The 17877-nt window shown below is 72.1% G+C and carries 16 protein-coding genes; 5 read left to right on the top strand and 11 right to left on the bottom strand.

What is annotated here, in order from left to right:
* Positions 1–32 precede the first annotated feature (32 nt).
* Positions 33–770, top strand: a complete 738-nt coding sequence (locus tag CHC05_RS31485) for a phosphodiesterase (protein ID WP_089254262.1) — start codon at positions 33–35, stop codon at positions 768–770.
* A 790-nt stretch (positions 771–1560) separates the two neighbouring features.
* Here CHC05_RS31485 and CHC05_RS41770 read toward each other — a convergent pair.
* From CHC05_RS41770 to CHC05_RS31450, 7 genes are read right to left on the bottom strand one after another with little or no spacing between them, the layout of a single operon-like run.
* Positions 1561–1734 (bottom strand): hypothetical protein, encoded by a 174-nt coding sequence (locus CHC05_RS41770; RefSeq protein ID WP_179266467.1) that lies wholly within the window; start codon positions 1732–1734, stop codon positions 1561–1563.
* Between the two features lie 14 nt (positions 1735–1748).
* Positions 1749–2489 (bottom strand): ABC transporter ATP-binding protein, encoded by a 741-nt coding sequence (locus tag CHC05_RS43180; RefSeq protein WP_089254261.1) that lies wholly within the window; start codon positions 2487–2489, stop codon positions 1749–1751.
* Complete coding sequence (locus CHC05_RS31470) at positions 2486–3274, bottom strand: ATP-binding cassette domain-containing protein (protein ID WP_089254260.1); 789 nt, start codon at positions 3272–3274, stop codon at positions 2486–2488. The genes CHC05_RS43180 and CHC05_RS31470 overlap by 4 nt, the downstream gene beginning before the upstream one ends.
* On the bottom strand, positions 3271–4083 hold the full coding sequence (locus CHC05_RS31465; RefSeq protein WP_089254259.1) for an ABC transporter permease: 813 nt from the start codon (positions 4081–4083) through the stop codon (positions 3271–3273). The genes CHC05_RS31470 and CHC05_RS31465 overlap by 4 nt, the downstream gene beginning before the upstream one ends.
* A complete protein-coding gene (locus tag CHC05_RS31460) occupies positions 4080–5036 on the bottom strand; it encodes an ABC transporter permease (protein ID WP_089254258.1) in 957 nt (318 codons plus the stop codon). Before CHC05_RS31460 ends, CHC05_RS31465 begins: the two co-directional genes overlap by 4 nt.
* Positions 5033–6544: an ABC transporter substrate-binding protein gene (locus CHC05_RS31455; protein WP_089254257.1), complete on the bottom strand. Its 1512-nt coding sequence runs from the start codon at positions 6542–6544 to the stop codon at positions 5033–5035. Before CHC05_RS31455 ends, CHC05_RS31460 begins: the two co-directional genes overlap by 4 nt.
* Positions 6545–6583: 39 nt before the next feature.
* Positions 6584–7276 carry a DUF1684 domain-containing protein gene (locus CHC05_RS31450; RefSeq protein ID WP_089254256.1) on the bottom strand — a complete coding sequence of 231 codons (693 nt, stop codon included), beginning with the start codon at positions 7274–7276 and terminating at the stop codon, positions 6584–6586.
* A gap of 135 nt (positions 7277–7411) precedes the next feature.
* Here CHC05_RS31450 and CHC05_RS31445 point away from each other — a divergent pair, with 135 nt between their 5' ends.
* A complete protein-coding gene (locus CHC05_RS31445; RefSeq protein WP_089254255.1) occupies positions 7412–8407 on the top strand; it encodes a helix-turn-helix domain-containing protein in 996 nt (331 codons plus the stop codon).
* On the opposite strand, the gene CHC05_RS31440 is transcribed toward CHC05_RS31445, so the two are convergent.
* Positions 8382–11855 carry a S8 family serine peptidase gene (locus CHC05_RS31440; protein ID WP_089254254.1) on the bottom strand — a complete coding sequence of 1158 codons (3474 nt, stop codon included), beginning with the start codon at positions 11853–11855 and terminating at the stop codon, positions 8382–8384. The genes CHC05_RS31445 and CHC05_RS31440 overlap by 26 nt on opposite strands.
* 125 nt (positions 11856–11980) lie before the next feature.
* Between CHC05_RS31440 and CHC05_RS31435 the strand changes: the two genes are divergently transcribed.
* Positions 11981–12667 carry a GNAT family N-acetyltransferase gene (locus CHC05_RS31435; protein WP_089254253.1) on the top strand — a complete coding sequence of 229 codons (687 nt, stop codon included), beginning with the start codon at positions 11981–11983 and terminating at the stop codon, positions 12665–12667.
* On the opposite strand, the gene CHC05_RS31430 is transcribed toward CHC05_RS31435, so the two are convergent.
* A complete protein-coding gene (locus CHC05_RS31430) occupies positions 12668–13771 on the bottom strand; it encodes an AI-2E family transporter (RefSeq protein ID WP_089254252.1) in 1104 nt (367 codons plus the stop codon).
* 240 nt (positions 13772–14011) lie between these two features.
* On the opposite strand from CHC05_RS31430, the gene CHC05_RS31425 reads away from it, so the two are divergent.
* Entirely contained in the window at positions 14012–14548 is a 537-nt protein-coding gene (locus tag CHC05_RS31425; protein WP_089254251.1) for a hypothetical protein, read from the top strand.
* Between the two features lie 46 nt (positions 14549–14594).
* Here the strand turns inward: CHC05_RS31425 and CHC05_RS31420 are convergent, their stop codons facing one another.
* Together CHC05_RS31420 and CHC05_RS31415 are read right to left on the bottom strand one after the other, a co-directional pair.
* Positions 14595–14999: a DUF1801 domain-containing protein gene (locus tag CHC05_RS31420; protein WP_089254250.1), complete on the bottom strand. Its 405-nt coding sequence runs from the start codon at positions 14997–14999 to the stop codon at positions 14595–14597.
* Positions 15000–15009: 10 nt separating this feature from the next.
* Positions 15010–15978 carry an Lrp/AsnC family transcriptional regulator gene (locus tag CHC05_RS31415; RefSeq protein WP_089254363.1) on the bottom strand — a complete coding sequence of 323 codons (969 nt, stop codon included), beginning with the start codon at positions 15976–15978 and terminating at the stop codon, positions 15010–15012.
* Between the two features lie 86 nt (positions 15979–16064).
* Here CHC05_RS31415 and CHC05_RS31410 point away from each other — a divergent pair, with 86 nt between their 5' ends.
* The gene (locus tag CHC05_RS31410; protein ID WP_089254249.1) at positions 16065–17564 is read left to right on the top strand and encodes an MFS transporter; all 1500 of its coding nucleotides are present in this window, start codon (positions 16065–16067) and stop codon (positions 17562–17564) included.
* Positions 17565–17877 lie beyond the last annotated feature (313 nt).

The following is a 17877-nucleotide window of genomic DNA, read 5'->3' as shown; positions in this document are numbered from 1 at the left end:
CCCGCTACGGCTAGGCGCCCTAACGCGGCGCCATGATCATTGCGCAGCTCAGTGACCTGCACCTCGACGGTGGGGAGCGCAGCCGGCACCGGGTCGAGCGGGTCGTGCGGGAGTTGGCCGGGCTGCAGCCGGCACCCGACGTCGTGCTGATCACCGGCGACATCGCTGACCATGGGGAGGAGGGGGAGTACGCGGTCGCCCGGGAACTGTGCCGCGACCTGCCCGCGCCGGTGCTGTTCTGCCCCGGCAACCACGACGTCCGCGGGGCGTACCGCAAGGTCCTGCTGGGCGAGTCGGCGGGTGACGCGCCGGTCAACCGCGCCCACCGCGTCGGCGGGGCGCTGTTCGCGATGTGCGACTCGAGCATTCCCGGCCAGCACGACGGCCTGCTCGCGGACTCGACACTGGAGTGGCTCGACGCCGAGCTTGCCGCAGTAGACCTCCCCGCCTTCGTCTGCTTCCACCACCCGCCTGTCGTGCTCGGGCTGCCGTTCGCGGACCAGAGCCGCCAGCTCGCCACCGACCGCCTGGCCGCGGTGGTCGCAGCCCATCCCAACGTCGTGGCGCTGCTCTGCGGCCACGCCCACACGCCGGGCGCGACGACGTTCGCGGGTCGGCCGCTGCTGGTCGCGCCCGGCGTGGTGTCGACGTTCCGGTTGCCGTTCGAGCCAACCGCCACAATTGACCAGGACCTGCCGCCGATGCTGGCCTACCATCTGCTCGACGACGACCGTCGGCTCACGACCCACTACCGCGTCGTCCCGATCTAGAGACCTTTCGGGGTCGGGGTCGGGGTGTAGGCGGGCTCCAGGTCACCGCGCCGCGCCGCCCCATGGCTCACGACACGCCGCGTGACGGCCAACACCCAGCAGATCTTGGTAAGAATGCGCCCGTAACAGCTGCCGGAGCCGCAATCCTTTACCTAGATCGCAGGCGTGGACCGTTCCCGCACGGCAGCCGAACCCCCCAACCCTGGCGATCCCCGCGAATGCCCATGATCGGGTGAGGACTATCAAGGAGACGGCACCCCGACACCAAGATCGGGTGCAGCCGAGCTGGTTCGGTCACGGCGTGTCGCCCAGACCAGCCACACCCGATCATCACGCAGCCACACCACCGATCAGATCTCACACACACGTCAAGACGACCCGCAAGACACCCGGCAAACCACCCCCCGACCCGGCGTGCCCCGGGTGCCATTAGGCGGCGTGTCACGGTGACCCGGCGCCCACCCGCTGGACCCGCCCGCACCCCGACCCCGAAAGGTCTCTAGCACGGGAGGTCCTGTGGAGACAGATCCGCCGCCGCTGACGGTGGTGCGGCCGGGCGAGGGGCTCGTTGGCGAGCTCGGCTCGATCGGGGTGCAGTTCAAGCTGTGGGGTCACGACACCGGCGGGGCACTCTCCATTGTCGAGCATCCGTTCCCGGTTCGAGCACTTCTTCCGCGAGGTCGCCGAGGCTATCGCCGCCGGGCCGGTCGCGGACGGCGCGGGGGGACCTGACGGAACGCTACGGCCTGCGCTTCGGCGAACCGGACTGGTGGCCGGGGGTCATCGAGCGCTACGGGCTGTGAGTCAGCCGTCGGTCCCCGCGCACCAAGAGCCAGGTCCAGACGTCGACAGCGAAGACGAGCACGCCCGCGCCGACCAGCAGCAAGGGGTGCAGCAGCGCCTTGACCCGTGGCCAGTCGGCCCGCGCGATCGCCGCGCGCACGTCCTCGACGTTCTGATCCATCCTTACAGGATGCCTCAGGGCAGGCGGGGAATGCTCGCGATCAATTTGCGGGTGTACGCGTCCCGCGGGCTGCCGAGCACCGCACCGGTCGGGCCCTGCTCGACCACCCGGCCCCGTTCCAGCACCACCGTCTCGTCGCAGAGGCTGGCCACCGCGGCCAGGTCGTGGGAGACCAGCACCAGGGTCAGGCCCCGGGTCGCGCGTAGCTCGGCCAGCAGGTCGATGATGCGCACCTTGGTGGTCACGTCCAGGGCGCTGACGGGCTCGTCGGCCAGCAGCACCGTCGGCTCGACCGCGATGGCGCGGGCGATCGCGATCCGCTGGCGCTGGCCGCCGGAGAACTCGTGCGGGTAGCGGTCCGCCGCGTCGACGGGCAGTCCGACGGCGTCGAGCGCCGCGGAGACCCGGGGCTCGTGGTCGGTGAAACCGACCGCCCGCAGCGGCTCCGCGACGATCCGCGAGACCTTCTGGCGCGGGTCCAACGAGGAGTACGGGTCCTGGAACACGGTCTGGACGTGCCGCCGGAACTCGCGGGCCGCGCGGTGCCCGGTCGGCAGCGGCGCGCCCTGGAACAGCACCGCACCGGACGTCGGGCGGCGCAGGCCGAGCAGCAGCCGCAGCAGCGTGGTCTTGCCGGCTGCCGACTCACCGACCAGGGCGACGCTGCGGCCGGGCGTCACGCCGAACGACACACCGTCGAGCACCGGTGCGCCCGACGGGTAGCGGAAGCCGACGTCGCGGGCCTCGAGAATCACAACGCACCTCCGAGGGCCTCGTCGAGGCGGCGGGCGCTGGCCACCAGGGCCGCGGTGTAGGCGTCGCCTGGGTCGGCCAGCACCGACCGCAGCGGGCCGGTCCGCACCGCCCGCCCGGCCGACAGCACCACGACCTCGTCGGTGACCTTGCCGACGACGGCGAGGTCGTGGCTGACGAACAGCAGCGCCATCTCGTGCGCCGTCGCCAGCCGGTCGAGCAGGGCCAGCACCTCGGCCTGCACGGTGACGTCGAGCGCGGTGGTCGGCTCGTCGGCGATCAGCAGCGCGGGCCGGCAGGCCAGGGCCATCGCGATCGCGGCGCGCTGGCGCTGGCCGCCCGAGACCTCGTGGGGGTACGCGCGCGCGACCCGCGCGGGCAGCGCCACCTCCTCCAGCGACGCGAGGACGGCGGCCTTCAACGCGGCGCCCCGCAGGCCCTGGTGCCGGCGCAGCGGCTCGGCCACCTGGTGACCGAGGCGCATCAGCGGGTCCAAGGCCGTCGACGGCTCCTGGAAGACCACCGCCGCGACCCGCCCGCGCAGCCGGTTGAGCGAGCGCTCCGGGGCGCCGAGCACCGACGTCCCGTCGAGCAGCACGGTGCCCGACGCGCGCAGGCCTGGCGGCAGCAGCCCGGCCACGGCCAGGGTGGTGAGCGACTTGCCCGAGCCGGACTCGCCGATCAGCCCGAGGCGGTGGCCGCGACCCACGGAGAACGAAAGACCGTCGACCAGCGTGCGCCCGTCAGCGGAGGACACCGTCAGGTCCGAGACCGTCAGCAGGCTCATCGGTGCCCCCTTCGGGTCGGGTCGGCGACGTCGCGCAGGCCGTCGGCGAGCAGGTTGACGCCGACGACCAGGACGACCAGGAGCACGCCGGGTGCGATGGCCCCGGTCGGCGCGGTCAGGACCGTGGACTGGGCCTCCTGGAGCAGCCGGCCCCACGACGCGTTCGGCGGCGGCGGGCCGAGGCCCAGGTAAGAGAGGCTGGCTTCGGCGAGCACCGCGAGCCCGAACTGAAGGGCGAGGTTGACGGCGAGGGTGGGCCAGATGTTCGGCAGCACGTGTGCGGTGACGATCCGGGGCCAGCTCACGCCGGACGTGCGGGCCGCGGTCACGTAGTCCATCGCCAGCACGCGTTTGACCAGCACCCGGGTGAGGCGGGCGACGATCGCCGACATGGCCAGGCCGATCGCGACGATCGCGGAGGCGAGCGAGGCGCCGCGGGCGGCGACGACGAGCATCGCCAGTAGCAGGGTCGGGAACGCGATCAGGATGTCCAGCAGGGCCGCGAGGGTGTCGTCGAGCCAGCGGTTGGCGAAGCCCGCGAGGAGCCCGGCCAGGCCGCCGAGCACCGCGCCAAGGGCGACGGCGCCGAGGCCGACCGCGACGGCGATCCGGGCGCCGATCATCAGCCGGGTGAGCAGGTCGCGGCCGAGCTTGTCGGTGCCGAGCAGGTGGTGCGCTCCGGGGCCTTCGAGCCGGCCGCCGGTGGTGTCGGCGGCCGGGAACGGTGTCCAGAACAGCGACACCAGCGCGACGGCGAGGACGAGCGCGACGAGCACGATGCCGGTCACGAGGAAGACGCGGCGCCTCATCGGGCGATCCCGCCGCGGAGGCGCGGGTCGATGAGCCGCTGCGCGATGTCGGCGAGGAACCCGACGACCAGCACCGCGAGCGTGCTGACGAACAGCACGCCCTGGATCACCGGGTAGTCGTGCTGGGCGATCCCGCGCACGAGCATGCTGCCGAGACCGGGAAGCGCGAACACGCTCTCGATGACGACGGCGCCGAGGAACGTGGTGGCCAGTTCGATGCCGAGGACCGAGACCACGGGCACGGCGGCGTTGCGTACGCCGTGTCGCCACATCGCGCCGGGGAACGACGAGCCGAGCGCGCGGGCGGTGCGCAGGTGGTCGCTGCCGAGCACGTCGAGGGTGGCCGACCGCACGTACCGGATCAGCGATGCCGCCATGACGACGGCGACGGTGACCACCGGCAGCACCAAGGCACGGAACGCGTCGGGGAACGACGACCACCCGTCGGGTGGGAAGCCGCCGGCCGGCAGCACCCGCAGGTTGAGGGCGAACACCCACACCAGCAGGAGACCCAGCCAGAACGCGGGTACGGCGATGCCGAGCTGCGACACGAGCCCGGCCAGCGCGCCGTACCAGGTGTGGGCGCGGTGCGCGGCCAGGAAACCGACCGGCACCGCGACGACCACGGCGAGCACGAACGCGGCCAGCGTCAGCGGCACGGTCACCGACAGCCGGCTGACGATCTCCGGGCCGACCGGCAGCGAGCTGACGAACGAGTCACCGAAGTGCAGCGTCGCCAACTGGCTCAGCCAGTGCCCGAACTGGGCGGGCAGGGGCCGATCGGTGCCGATCTGGTGCCGGGCGGCGGCGACCTGGTCGGGCGTGGCGCCGACCGACAGCAGGGCGTTGGCCGGGTCGCCGGGCAGCAGCCGCAGGAGGAGGAACAGCACCACGCTCGCGAGCAGCAGGGTGCCGACCAGCAGCGCCGCCCGGCGCACCAGGTAGCGGGTCATCCCTTGGTGATGCCGTACGCGTAGAACTGGGAGTTGAGGCCGTTGACCGGGTAGCCGGACAGCTTCGTCGAGGCGACCACGATCTGCGGGTAGAGGTACAGCCAGTCACTGGCCGCGTCGGCCGCGATCTGCTGGTTGGCCTTCTTGAGCAGCTCGGTCTGCTCGGCTTCCGAACCCGCCTGCTCGGCCTGCTTGATCCAGGCGGTGACCTGCGGGTTGTCGTAGCCCCAGTAGAAGTTCGGATCCCCGTACCAGACGACGTCCCGGTCGTTGACGTGCTCCTGCAGCGTCGCCGTGAAGTCCTTGTTCTGGTAGACCTTCGTGTACCACTGGTCCGGCGTGATCACGTTGATGTTGACCGTGATGCCGACCTTGGCCAGCTCCGACTTGACGAACGCCGCGACCGTCGGGTGCGGGTCGTAGTTCGGGGTGTCCAAGGTGAACGTGAAGCCGTTCGGGTGGCCGGCCTCGGCGAGCAGCGCCTTGGCGGCGTTGACGTCGTAGGCGTTGACCCCGGTCAGGTCGGTGTACCAGGGGTCCGTCGGCGGCACCATCGAGCCGATCAGCGAACCGTGGTCACCCCAGATCGACTGGAGCAGCTTCTTGTCGTCGATCGCGGAGCTGACGGCCTTGCGCACCTTGACGTCGTTGAACGGCGCGACCTTGTCGTTGAACGCCAGCAGCAGCTTGGTGTTCGAGTGCCCGTCGTTCACCTTGTACGCGGGGTTGTCGGTGAACTGCGCGAGCGCGTCCGGGTTCTGCTCGCTGGTGACCACGTCGACGGCGTTGGTCAGCAGCGCGTTGTCGAGGGCGCTGCCGTCGGTGAAGTAGTGGAACACCACGCCGGCGTTCTTGGCGGGTGTGCCCCAGTAGCTCGGGTTCTTCTTGAGCGTCAGGGACGAGCCGCGCTTCCAACCGTCCAACGTGTACGGACCGGTGCCGTCCTCCTTGGCCGCGAGGTTGCCGGCCTGGTCGTTGACGATCCACACGTAGCTGAGGTTGTAGACGAAGGAGATCGACCGGGCGGCAAGGGTGACGGTCACGGTGCGAGCGTCCGGCGTGGTGATCGACTTGATCTCCGGGAAGCTGCTCTTGCGGGCCGACTTCGAGTCGGGTGCGAGCACCTTCTCGATGCTGTACTTGACGTCGGCGGACGTGAGGGCCTTGCCCGAGTGGAACTTCACGCCGTCGCGCAGGGTGAAGGTGTAGGTCAGGCCGTCGGCGCTGACCGTGTTCGAGGCCGCCAGCAAGGGCTCGACCTTGCCGTCGTCGGTGAGCCGGAACAGTCCTTCGTAGACGTTGCCGTTGAACGCCTCGGTGACGCCCTGGCCACCGCCGCCGGTGTTGTCGAGGTTCTGCGGCTCGTAGAGCGAGCCGACCTGGACCACGGCGTTGGCGTCCGGCGCGGCGCCGGCGCTCGACCCACTGCCGCCGCCCGAGCCGCAGGCGGCCAGCGCCACGGCGGTCGCGAGGGCGGCGCCGAGCAGCGCGATTCGTTGCTTCTTCACGTGTGTATCTCCGGCATTCAAAGAAAAGAGAGGGGGAACTCAGTGCACCTGGAAGCCGTCGCGGAAGATCGGCTGCTTCTCGCCGGCCAGCACGGCCCTGCGGAAACGGTTCTGCCGCGGCGGCATCGGACAGTTGTATTGCCCGGAGAACCCGCACGGCGGCACGTAGGCCCGGTTGAAGTCGAGCACGACCCGGTCGTCGCCGGGTTCGCGGGGCACGATCAGGAAGCGGCCCGACTCGTACGTGGTGATGCCGTTGGTCTCGTCGCCGAAGACCAGCAGCAGCGTCCCCTCGTCGTCGAACGCGTCGAAGGCGTAGTCGACGCCGTCGAGGGTGAACAGGATGTCGCCCGGCACGGCGAGGTCCCGGGTCAGCCCGTTGTCGCGCAGGTGCTCGAAGGCCACCAGCCGGGGCGGGTCGTGGGGCACGAACCGCGCCTCGACGACCCAGTCCGGGTCGAACGGGTAGGCGTCGATGGTCTCGAAATGGCGGATGGCCGGCGAGTCGGCGTCGAACCGGCGCACCCCGTGGAAGACGACCCCGGTGCGCAGGTCGCGGCGCTCGATCGGCACACTGCCCGGGTGGTCCTGCACGGCCGCGCCCCAGATCGTCTCGACCAGGGCGAGGTTGCCGTCGGGCCCGGCGACCCGCTCGAGCCGGGCGGCATGCCAGGCCGGCCAGCCGGCGCGGGCACGGTCGAGCACCGCGGCGGAAGCGGGGGTCGTGGGCACGGTCGTTCATCCTCACGGGCAGGCGGCAACAACTCGACTTAACCTACTGCCATGGTTGGTTAATCCAGCCAGTGCTGTTGATCACAACTGACCTGGCCTCCGCATGATCAACAGCGCGTTCGTACAGTGGCCCGCATGGATGAGCTGCTCTCGCCGGGCGAGCAGGACGCGTACCGGCTGCTGGTCCGCCTCGGCGCGGCCGACGCGGCCGGCCTGGCGGAGTCCGCGGAGGTGCCGGCCGACGAGGCCGGGACGCTGCTGACCGCCCTGCACGCGAAAGGGCTGGTCAGCGCGGGCCCCGTGTTCCGCCCGCTGGCGCCCGACGTGGCGCTCGGCGACGCCCTGCTGCGCCGCCAGGAGGTGCTCGACGACGCCCGCCGGACCGTCGCGGCGCTCAGCGAGGACTTCCGCCGCCACAGCCGCCGCCGCGACGCCGACCGCCTGGTCGAGGTGATCGTGGGCCGGGACGCCCTGCGCGGCCGGCTGCGGGAGATGCAGGAAGGCGCCCGCAAGGAGATCCTCTGGTTCTGCCGCGCCAACCCCCTGGCCATGCCCGGGCCGGAGAACACCGAGGAGGACACGGCGCTGGCCCGCGGAGTGCGCTACCGGGCCATCTACGAGCGGGCGCTGCTGGAGATTCCCGGCGAGCTGCCCAGCATCCTCGAGTCGATGACGGCTGGTGAGGAGGCGCGCAGCCTGCCGACGCTGCCGGTGCGGCTGGCCATCGCCGATGGTGAGCTGGCCATCTGCCCGCTCGTCCCGGACGAGGCGCGGGACCTGGGCGAGCCGACGGCGGCGCTGATCCGCTCCAGCGAGCTGCTGGACGCCCTCGTCGCGCTCTTCGAGAGCTTCTGGGAACGGGCGACGCCGCTGCGGGCCGACGGCCACCCGGCGGAGGATCTCGGCGAGGCCGACGTGCTGCTGCTGTCGCTGGTCGTCTCCGGCCTGCCGGACAAGTCGATCGCCACCCATCTCGGCGTGAGCAAGCGCACCGTGCAGCGCCGGCTCGACCGGCTGATGGCCCTGGCGGGCGTCGACACCCGCACCGGCCTGGCGTTCCAGGCGGCCCGCCGGGGCTGGCTCGCAGCCCCGGCGGACCGGCCGGTCAGCCCCGCGGGTAGGCGCGGATGACCGTCTGGTCGATCGTGTTGCCGGCGCGGTCGGTGGCCCGCACCCGCAGCGAGACCGCGCTGTGGCCGTGCGGCACCAGCGCCACCCCGGCGCGCACCGTCGCCTGGCGCCAGGTGGCGCCGTCGTCGGTGGAGACGTCGACCCGCAGGGTGCGCAGCGTGGCGTTGAAGTCCAACGCCACACCGTCGCGGCGCACGTCGTAGTCGACGCTCAGCAGCGGCAGGTCCCCGGCCGCGGCCGAGCGGAACGACCACTGCGTGTCCGTGCGCGTCGCCACCGTCCAGTCGTCGCCGCCGTGGGCGGTGGTGACCTTCAGCCGGTAGGCCGCCGAACCTGGCGTGGTGACCACGTCCTGCCAGCCGTCGGGAAGCTCGGCCAGCACCGCCCCGTCGCGCCACAGCGTGGCCGCCACCTCGGTGCCGCCCAGGTGGGCGTAGTGGCCGTCGTGGTCGACCAGCGCCGGCACCCGCAGGCGCAGCACGTCACCGGCGCGGGTCGAGCCCAGGTCGGAGGGCCGGACCACCGGAGTACCCCAGCTCTCGGTGGTCCGGCCGGCCTTCACCGCGTGGGGCGTGTCGCGGAAGCCGCTCTGCAGCGGACCCCAGCCCCACGGGTAGCCGTCGGAGACGTAGTGCTGCCACAGCGAGTCCCCGGCCGACACCCATTCCTCCCGGACCGACGGGGTACGGGCGTCGCGTGAGGCGTCGTTCCACGCGTACTCCTGCCAGGGGCGCCAGCCGAACCGCTGCTCGCGTACCCAGTCGAAGCCGCCGTTGTCCGCGTAGTCGGTGGTGACCCGCAGGCTGTTGGCCGGCGTCACCTTGTGCACCACCTGGTCCGGGATGCGACCGGGGGAGACCTGGACGACGTCGTAGAGGTATGGGCTCGAGGTGGTCAGCGTCAGCGTCAGCTGGGACTTGTGGGCCAGCTTGGCGGCGGTGGGCTCGTCGAGCACGAGCGACACGATCGGCAGCCGGTCGCCCTCGGGGGTCCACGACGTCCAGGTGGAGAAGTCCGGTGGCCGGACCACCAGGGCGACCGCCGCGCCGGCCCGGGCCGCCGCGTCGATCTTGGTGAGCTCGTCCTGGTCGTCGACGGGGATCAGGACCGCCTTGCCGCGTACGTTCCGGTCACCCGCGCGGGCCAGTTCGAAGCGCTTCGTGCCGTCGTACGCGGGGGAGTTGCCCATCAGGTTGAGGTCCAGCGGGCCCTTGGCTCCCGGCACGGTCGTGACAGCCATCGGCGCGACCAGCTGCCAGCGGGACGAGAACTCGAAGCTGCCCGCCCGGACCGCCTTGGTCGGCACGACGTTGACCTGCCGGATGTTGCTGAAGTGCATCACGCCGTGCGCGATGGAGCGGCCGGTGCCGGTGACCCGGTGCACGTAGTAGCTCAGCACCGCCTGCTGCTCGGCCGGCTTGGGCGTCTCGATCTTGATGGGCCTGGCCTTGCGGGCGTCGACGACGACCTCGAGGTCACGGTCGACGGTGAGCTCCGGGATCGTCAGCAGCGTGGCCTGCTCGTCGCTGCGGGGGCCGTCCTCGAGCACACCCTGCAGGATGTACGTGCCTTCGCGGACCTCGAACGTGGCGCCGCCCTCGGACGCCCAGCCGAGCAGGTCGTTGCGGGCGTCGTCGCCGAACATCGTCAGCACGGGCAGCGAGGCCGACGCCCCGGCCCGGTTGATCGCCCGGACGGTGACGTGGTGGGTGGGGCCGTCCTTGACCGCGCCGACCGCGGTGGTGACCTTGACGCCGGTCGCGGTCGCGGTGATCCAGCCGCTGAGCGTGCCGAGCGGCAGCGTCGCGAAGTCCACGGTCGCGTCCACGGTGGCGGTGCCGTTGGCGGGCACGGTCACGGTGGTGGCGCTCAGCTGCACGTTGTCGGGCCCGGCCAGCTGGAGTGTGACCGGGGCGTCCCCGCTGTTCGTGTACGTGATGGTCCGGGTGCCGTTGGTCGGCGTCTCGCCCACCGTGTGCAGGCCGAAGTCAGCGACGCCGGTGCCGGTGACGGCCTGGGCGCTGGCCCGCGCGACGTCGACACGGCCGGCGCCCTGCGCGTACACGTTGAGGTCTTCTGCGGTTTGGGCGGTGCTGACCAGCGCGTTCTTGATTCTCGCGCCGCTCCAGTCCGGGTGCTCCTGCGCGAGAATCGCGGCGGCGCCGGCCACGTGCGGGGTGGCCATCGAGGTGCCCGAGGCCGCCGTGTAGTGGGCGTCGACCGGGCTGCCCATCGTCGTGCCGGCCGCGCGGGCCGCGACGATGTCGACGCCCGGCGCGGTGAGCTCCGGCTTGACGCCCTGGTCGCCGAGGCGCGGGCCGCGGCTGGAGAACTCGGCGAGCTTGTCGTCGCGGTCGACGGCGCCGACGGTCAGCGCGCTGCGGGCCGCACCCGGCGAGCCGACCGTGGAGGTGCCGCCGGCGTTGCCGGCCGCGATCACGAACAGGGCGCCGCTGCGCTCGCTGAGCTCGTCGACGGCCAGGCTCATCGGGTCCAGGCCGTCGGTCGGGTCGCCGCCGAGGCTCATGCTGACGACCTTGGCGCCGCTGTCGACGGCCCACTGCATGCCGGCGATGATCTGCGACTCGGAGCCGCTGCCGGTGTCGCCGAGGACCTTGCCGACGAGCAGGTGCGACCCGTACGCGATGCCCTTGCGGCTGCCGTTGGACGCGGCGCCGGTGCCGGCGATCGTGGAGGCGACGTGGGTGCCGTGCCCGTGGTGGTCGACCGCGTCGGCGCTGTCGCTGAAGTTGCGCGCCTCGATGATCTGGCCGGCCAGGTCGGGGTGGGTGGCGTCGACGCCGGTGTCCAGCACCGCGACCTTGACGCCGCGGCCGTCGAGCCCGCGCTGCCAGGCCTGCGGGGCGCCGATCTGCGCGGCGCTGCGGTCGAGGCTCGCGGTCACCTTGCCGTCGAGATAGATCGTGCTGGCGCCGGTGGTACGGGCTGTCGCGCCGGTCTGGGCCCGCCAGAAGGCGGCGAGGTCGGCCTTGGCCGGGGCGATCGCGCTCGCGCCGATGCTGGGCAGGTTCGGGGCGGTGCGCTGGGCTGCCGCGCCACCGCGCACGATCAGCGGGAGGGTCTTGGCCGTCGCGTCCCCGAAGCCGTCTGCGATCAGCTTCTGCACGTCGAAGAGGTCCACGTCGAGCCGGCCGGCCTCGATGAGCGGGACGGCGTCGCTGGGCAGGACCCGCAGGCCGCCGTCGACCTCCAGGGTGTGGAAGGTGACGCGCTCACGGCCGGGCGCCGGCGCGACGCTGGCGGCGAATCGGCCCTGCGTTGCCTGGACGAGCGAGACGGTGTCGCCGGTGACGAGGGTGATCTGGGCGCCCTGGCTCTGGCTTTGGCTTTTGGCTGCGGGGTTCCCGGGTGCGGGACCGTTGGCCATCGCCGCCCCGGGCAGGACCGCCACGCCGGCGAGGACGCCGACGAGCAGACGACTGAACATGAGGACTCCTTCGCGCGGTGGTTCGCTGCACGCATCCTGGAGTCCGAATATTCATGTTCGTGTAACCGAGGCCTGCCGCAGAGCGGACATGGCGCGATGTGGACACCCCATGTCACGATGCGACGGTGGTCGATGACCTTCTGCTGTCACGGGCCCGCACGCTCTGGGTGACCCTGGCCGGGGCACCGGCCACCTTCGCGTCACCGGCGGATGTCGTCGTGTCGCCGTTGTCGATGCTGTGTCCACCGGGCTGGGCCGGCGTGGTCTCGCTCGGGGGAGCGGCCATCGCGACCGTTCCTGACTCCGCGGCGGCGCTCGCGTTGGCGGGGCTCCGGTCCTGGGACGACCCGGCCGCACTCGTGGACGAACTGCCCGCCGCCGAGACGCTGGGGCCGGCAACGCTCGCGTATCTCGACCCGTCCGCTTTCCGCCCTCCGGTGGGCCGCGACGTGGTTGTCGGCGACCGGGCGGACCTCCGGACGCTGTTGGCCTCGGTCCCCGCCGCCGACGCCGACGAGTCCGGGCTGGCGGAGGTCACCTCGCCCGCGTACGTGGTCCGCGCGCGGGGCGTGGTGGTCGCGGCCGCCGGCTACCACCGCTGGCCGGGCGGCGCCGCGCACGTGTGCGTGTTGACGGCGCGCGGCCACCGCGGCCTGGGGCTGGCGCGAGCCGTGGCGGCCGCGGCCACCGAGCACGCGCTCGCCGCCGGCCTGCTGGCGCAGTGGCGCGCCCGCCCGGAGGCCTCCCGCCGGGTGGGCCGGGCGCTGGGTTACCGCGAGCTCGGTTGGCAGCTCAGCGTCCGGCTCGCCTGATCACTTCTGCCAAGGGTTCTGGGGCCGGCGGCGGCCGATCATCCAGCGGCGCCGGCCCGTCGGTTCCTGGCCGGCCCGCCAGGTCGCCTCGCCGCGCAGGCTGCCGCTGCCCGCTATGAAGATGTCGGCCCAGCGGGTGCCCGGTGACGCGTCGACCAGCAGGGCGCGGGCCAGCAGGGTGAGCGGGACGGCGAGGACGGCGCCCACGCCGCCGAGGATGAAGGTCCAGAAGATCAGGGACAGGAACGTGACCGTGACCGAGAGGTTGACGCTGTCACCGACGATCTTCGGCTGGATGATCGACTGGAGCACGAAGTTGATGACGCTGTAGACCACGATCACCGCGATCATCAGCCCGACCCCGCCTTCCAGAAGACCGAGTACCGCCGGTGGCGCCAGGCCGATGACGAAGCCGATGTTCGGGATGTAGTTGGTGACGAACGCGATCACCGCCCACAGCGTGGCCAGCGGAATGCCCAGGATCCACAGGGCGATGCCGTCGAACACGGCAACGATCAGGCCGAACACGGTGGACACCACGAGATAGCGGCGGGTGCCGCTGACGAACTGGCGCAGCGCCCGGGTCAGGGACGGGCGGAACAGGTCGGCGCGGGCCATCCGGCTCGGGTAGCCGCCCGTCTCCACAGCCATGAACAGCAGCAGGGTCACCAGGAAGACGATGTTGGTCAGCAGGTTGAGCACCACGCCGGCCGCGGTCTGGGCGATGTTGGCCAGCGTGCTGGGGTCGATCCGGGTGACGAGCTGCTCGGCGTCGTTGGCCTCGACCCCGAGGTCCTGCAGCCAGGCCTGCACGTCGTTGACGATGTCGCTGACCCGGTCCGAATATCGTGGCGCCAGCGACGCGAGTTGGATGCCGGCCGCCACCAGGGAGGCCACACCGGCGGCGAGAATCCCGTACAGGACGATGATCAGAACCGTGGTGGCCAGCCAGCCGGGCACGTAGCGGGCCAGCGCCGAGCGGATCGGGCTCAGCGTGATCACCAGGATCAGGGCGAGCAGGATCGGGCCGAGCAGACCGCCGGCCGTCTTCATGCCGGCGATCACCACGACCAGCGCCGCGGTGGCGAACAGGGCCCGCGTCACACCTGCGGTGCTGCGCCGGTCCTCCCCACCTTTCCGCACATCTCATCTCATCACGTACCGCCATTTTCGGGCACAAATCACGTCGACTCCTGATAAGGCCCGCGAAGATCGGGCCCACATGGTTACCTGACAGCGGGTCGCGCCCTGTTCATGAGCTTTACCCGCATACAAGGCAGTTGGGGTGATCTTGTGAAAATATCCGTACTAGCCCGACTCGGCGGCGCCGCCATCGTGGTGGCCATGATCGCGCTCGGGGCCGCACCGGCCTGGGCCGACACCACCGTCCACCTCGATCCCGCCGACACGGGCAAGACCGCGGCGGCGTTCCCGGTCAACCGCTGCGACCCGAACCTGGGCGGCGGCCCGTTCGCGGGCGAAGACGTCTGGGTCTTCGCGGCGCCGCGGGGAGCCGGCGAGTTCCGCTCGGTGACGATCGAGTTCGCCACGGAGGGCGGCCCGCAGACCGAGACGATCACCACCGCGCCGGCGGGTGACCGCGCGATCGTCGGCGACCGGGCCTGGATCCGCACCTCAGCGGGCCTGAACGCGTCCGGGGAGCTCGTCAACCCGTTCTCGATCATCACCGCCACCGCGGTGGTCACCGGCACGGACGGCACCTTCGACCTGGCCCAGACCTGCCCGGCCACGGGCGGCATGCTGCCGATCACGGGCCCCGAAGTCGGCGGCCTGACCCTGCCGCAACTCGCCGGCATCGGCGGCGCGCTGACGGTCGCCGGGCTCGGCCTGGTCGCCCTGCGCCGGAGGCGCGTGGCCTGACCCGAGCAACCGGACACCCTCGGCCCCGCCGGGGGTGTCCGGCGCGTCAGACGCCGATGCCGCGGTGGACGCGGACCGTGCGGTCGACGAGCTCGCGCAGCGCGCTGTCGTCGACGTCGGCGAGCCGTTTGAGGTAGAGGCAGCCCTTGCCGGTCTTGTGCGGTCCGAGGCGGGCCAGGGTTTGCGGGTAGCGGGCCTCGTAGCCGCCGACCAGGTAGACGACCAGCTGCGTCTTGCGCGGCGCGAAGCCGACCAGGGGAGCGTCGCCCTCCCGGCCGCTCTCGTAGCGGTAGTGGTAGCTGCCGAACCCGACGATGCCGGCAGCCCAGAGCGCCGGCGGCTCGCCGCTGACCTCGGCCATCAGCGCGGACAACGCCCGGGCGTCGGCGCGCCGCCGCTCGTCCGCGATCGCATCCAGGAACGGCTCGACGGCCGTGTCGGTCGCATCCATGAGAGCGACCCTAGGGCAGGAGCACGGTTCCAGGGCCTTTGATGCGGCGTACGACGGGTGCTGTCTCGGCCCGGGTCACTCCGTCGAGGGCGCCGATGCTGTTGGCGAGGTAGTCGTACAACGCGTCCAGGTTCTCGCAGATGACCGACGCCACCACATTGGAGGGTCCCGTGGTGGCGGCGGCGAAGCCGATCTGCGGGTGGGTGGCCAGGGCGGCGGTGACGGTGGACAGCGCGGCCGGTGCCACCGTCAGCCACAGTGACGCCTCGGCGGTGTAGCCGAACAGCACGGGCTCGATCTCCACGTCGAAGTAGAGCGCGTTGGCGGCCGTCAGATGCGCGATCCGGCGCCGGACGGTCGTCTCCGACCAGCCGGTGGCCTTCGACAGGGCCGGATAGCCGGCGCGGCCGTCCTTGGCCAGCGCGGCGAACAGCTGGTTGTCGGCGGCGGTCAGGGCGACCGGTGGGGTCGGCGCCGCCTGTTCCGGTGCGAGTGCGGCGATCTGGTCCGGGTCGAGGGCGGCGGTGCGGCCCGGCCAGCCGCTCGTGCCGGCCACGGCCCGCAGGATGCAGTGGGCGGCGACGGTGGTGACGCGCGACGTACGCGGAAGCTTCTGCAGCAGCAGGTCACCATCGGCGGTTTGGGCGCGCGTCCGGGTGATGCAGGTGATCTCGGTGCCGCCGGAGAGCAGTTGGACCCAGGACGTGTCGGCGCGGCGCGCCAGCGCGGTGGCCACCGGCACGGCGGCGTCGGGCGTGCACCGCATGCGGACGAGCCAGTCGACGTGGCCGAGGGTCGCCGCGTCGGGCACGCCGACCACTCGCAGGGCCCCGGCTTCCCGCAGCCGGCCGTAGCGACGCGCCAGCGTGCGGTCGGAGGTGCCGAGCACGGCGGCGATCCGGCTGAACGGCGCCCGGCCGTCGACCTGGAGAGCGTGGGCGAGCTTGCGGTCGAGGTCGTCGAGCGTGAGTGGATCCACCGTCAAGACCCTAGCGCGCGTCGGATTCCGCCGCCTGACCGCCTGCGTACGCCGATCAGGCCCGGAAGCAGGCAGCGTTGCCAACCATGCGCAAATGGTTGCCCCTGCTCGCGGTCTCGCTGAGCACCTTCATGCTGTTGGTCGACCTGACCATCGTCAGCATCGCGGCGCCCGACCTGGCCCGCGAGCTCCACTCCTCGTTCGCCGCCCTGCAGTGGACCGTCGACCTGTACGTCCTCGTGCTGGCGGCCCTCCTGATGGCGGCCGGCTCGCTCGCCGACCGGCTCGGCCGGCGGCGGGTCTTCGTCGTCGGCCTGGTCGTGTTCGCCGCCGCCTCGCTGGCCTGCGGCCTGGCACCGAACACCAGCGCGCTGATCGCGGCCCGCGGCGTGCAGGGCATCGGCGCCGCCGCCATGCTGGCCACCAACGCCGCGCTGCTGTCCGTGACCTACACGGGCCGGGACCGCTCGGTCGCGTTCGGGTTGTGGGGAGCGGCGAACGGCGCCGCCGCGGCCGCCGGGCCGATCCTCGGGGGAGTGCTCACGGAGTACGTGGGCTGGCGCTCGATCTTCCTGGTCAACCTGCCGGTCGCCGCGCTGGCCGTGCTGCTGGCCCGCATCGCGCTGCCGGGCGGGCGCGGCCCGGCCGGGCGGATCGACCTGCCGGGCGTCGGTAGCTTCACGGTCGCCGCGACCCTGGTCGTCTACGGCCTGATCCGGGCGGGCAGCGCCGGCTGGACCGACCCGCTCACGGTCGGCGCGCTGGTCGCGGGCGTGCTGGCGACGGGCGTCTTCGTCGCGGTGGAACGGCGGCGCCCGGACCCGATGCTGGACCTGGCGTTGTTCCGGCGCCCGGCGTTCACCGTGCTGATGCTCGGCGCGGCGGCACTGACCGCGGCGGCCTTCGCCAACCTGGTCTTCGTCTCGCTGTGGGCGCAGTCGGTGCTGGGCCTGGGAGCGCTGAGCGCGGGCCTGGTGCTGGCCCCGATGGCGGTGGTGGCCTTCGTGGTAGCCGGCGCCGGGGGCCGCCTGCTGCACGGGGTCGCGCCGCGCTACAGCATCGGGTCGGGCCTGCTGCTCGTCGCCGCCGGCACCGCGTTGTGCACGCTGGTCGGCCCGGACTCCGGCTGGATCGCCCTGGTGCCGGGCCTGTGCGTGACGGGCGTCGGCGTAGGCCTGAGCACACCGGTACTGGCCTCGGCGGCGCTGTCGGTCGTACCCCCGGAACGGGCCGGCATGGCCAACGGGGCGTCGAACACGTTCCGGCAGCTGGGGTACGCGCTGGCCCTGCCGATCCTGGCCACCATCGTGACCGCCCGGTCGGAGTCGGTGCTGACGGGCGCGGTGACGTCGCCGCCGGAGGTGGCGCAGCGACTCACGGGCGGGGGATACGCGGACCTGCTGGGCCAGGCGCCTGAGGGGGTGCTGCGAGCGGCATACGCGGCAGGCCTGGACCGAATCTTCGTGGTGAGCGCGGTCGTCGCAGCCCTGGCAGGCGTCGCGATCCTGGCACTGCTACGCCCGTCGACCCACCCGAAGCCACCGACGGCACCGCAAACAACCCTGGCCGGGGCGCGGCAAAACTGACCAGACCACACGAGACCAAACCCACTTCGAGCTGCTTTGCTCTGCAGCCATATACGCACCACCGGTAGCCAGGCAACTGGTGCAACGCCGGCCTGGAGCGGATCGGGCCTGATCAGCCGGATCCTTGCCTCTGCCTCCATCGACGCATCACCGTAGCGAGCCAACAGGTGGTGCGTATATGGGTGCAGAGCAAAGCCGCCGTGCAAGGGCGACCGGTGGTGGTGTGCGGCGTCGAGAGAGTGGCGTCGGGCCGGCCGACCGGCCGCGAGCGCTTGGTCGGCGTGAGGCCGTCGTTCGGTCAGGGGGTCGGCGG

Source organism: Asanoa hainanensis (genome assembly GCF_900188485.1).
GTDB classification, from domain to species: Bacteria; Actinomycetota; Actinomycetes; order Mycobacteriales; family Micromonosporaceae; genus Asanoa; species Asanoa hainanensis.
Note: the sequence above shows the minus strand (reverse complement) of the source record. Positions and strands in the feature narration are given on the sequence as shown.

Excerpts from the sequence above, each read along its gene's own strand:
- CHC05_RS31440 (WP_089254254.1), bottom strand. The coding sequence starts at position 11,855 with ATGTTCAGTCGTCTGCTCGTCGGCGTCCTCGCCGGCGTGGCGGTCCTG.
- CHC05_RS31420 (WP_089254250.1), bottom strand. The coding sequence starts at position 14,999 with ATGGATGCGACCGACACGGCCGTCGAGCCGTTCCTGGATGCGATCGCG.
- CHC05_RS31425 (WP_089254251.1), top strand. The coding sequence starts at position 14,012 with ATGATCGCGCTCGGGGCCGCACCGGCCTGGGCCGACACCACCGTCCAC.
- CHC05_RS41770 (WP_179266467.1), bottom strand. The coding sequence starts at position 1,734 with ATGGATCAGAACGTCGAGGACGTGCGCGCGGCGATCGCGCGGGCCGAC.
- CHC05_RS31410 (WP_089254249.1), top strand. The coding sequence starts at position 16,065 with ATGCGCAAATGGTTGCCCCTGCTCGCGGTCTCGCTGAGCACCTTCATG.
- CHC05_RS31465 (WP_089254259.1), bottom strand. The coding sequence starts at position 4,083 with ATGAGGCGCCGCGTCTTCCTCGTGACCGGCATCGTGCTCGTCGCGCTC.
- CHC05_RS31460 (WP_089254258.1), bottom strand. The coding sequence starts at position 5,036 with ATGACCCGCTACCTGGTGCGCCGGGCGGCGCTGCTGGTCGGCACCCTG.
- CHC05_RS31445 (WP_089254255.1), top strand. The coding sequence starts at position 7,412 with ATGGATGAGCTGCTCTCGCCGGGCGAGCAGGACGCGTACCGGCTGCTG.
- CHC05_RS31470 (WP_089254260.1), bottom strand. The coding sequence starts at position 3,274 with ATGAGCCTGCTGACGGTCTCGGACCTGACGGTGTCCTCCGCTGACGGG.
- CHC05_RS31485 (WP_089254262.1), top strand. The coding sequence starts at position 33 with ATGATCATTGCGCAGCTCAGTGACCTGCACCTCGACGGTGGGGAGCGC.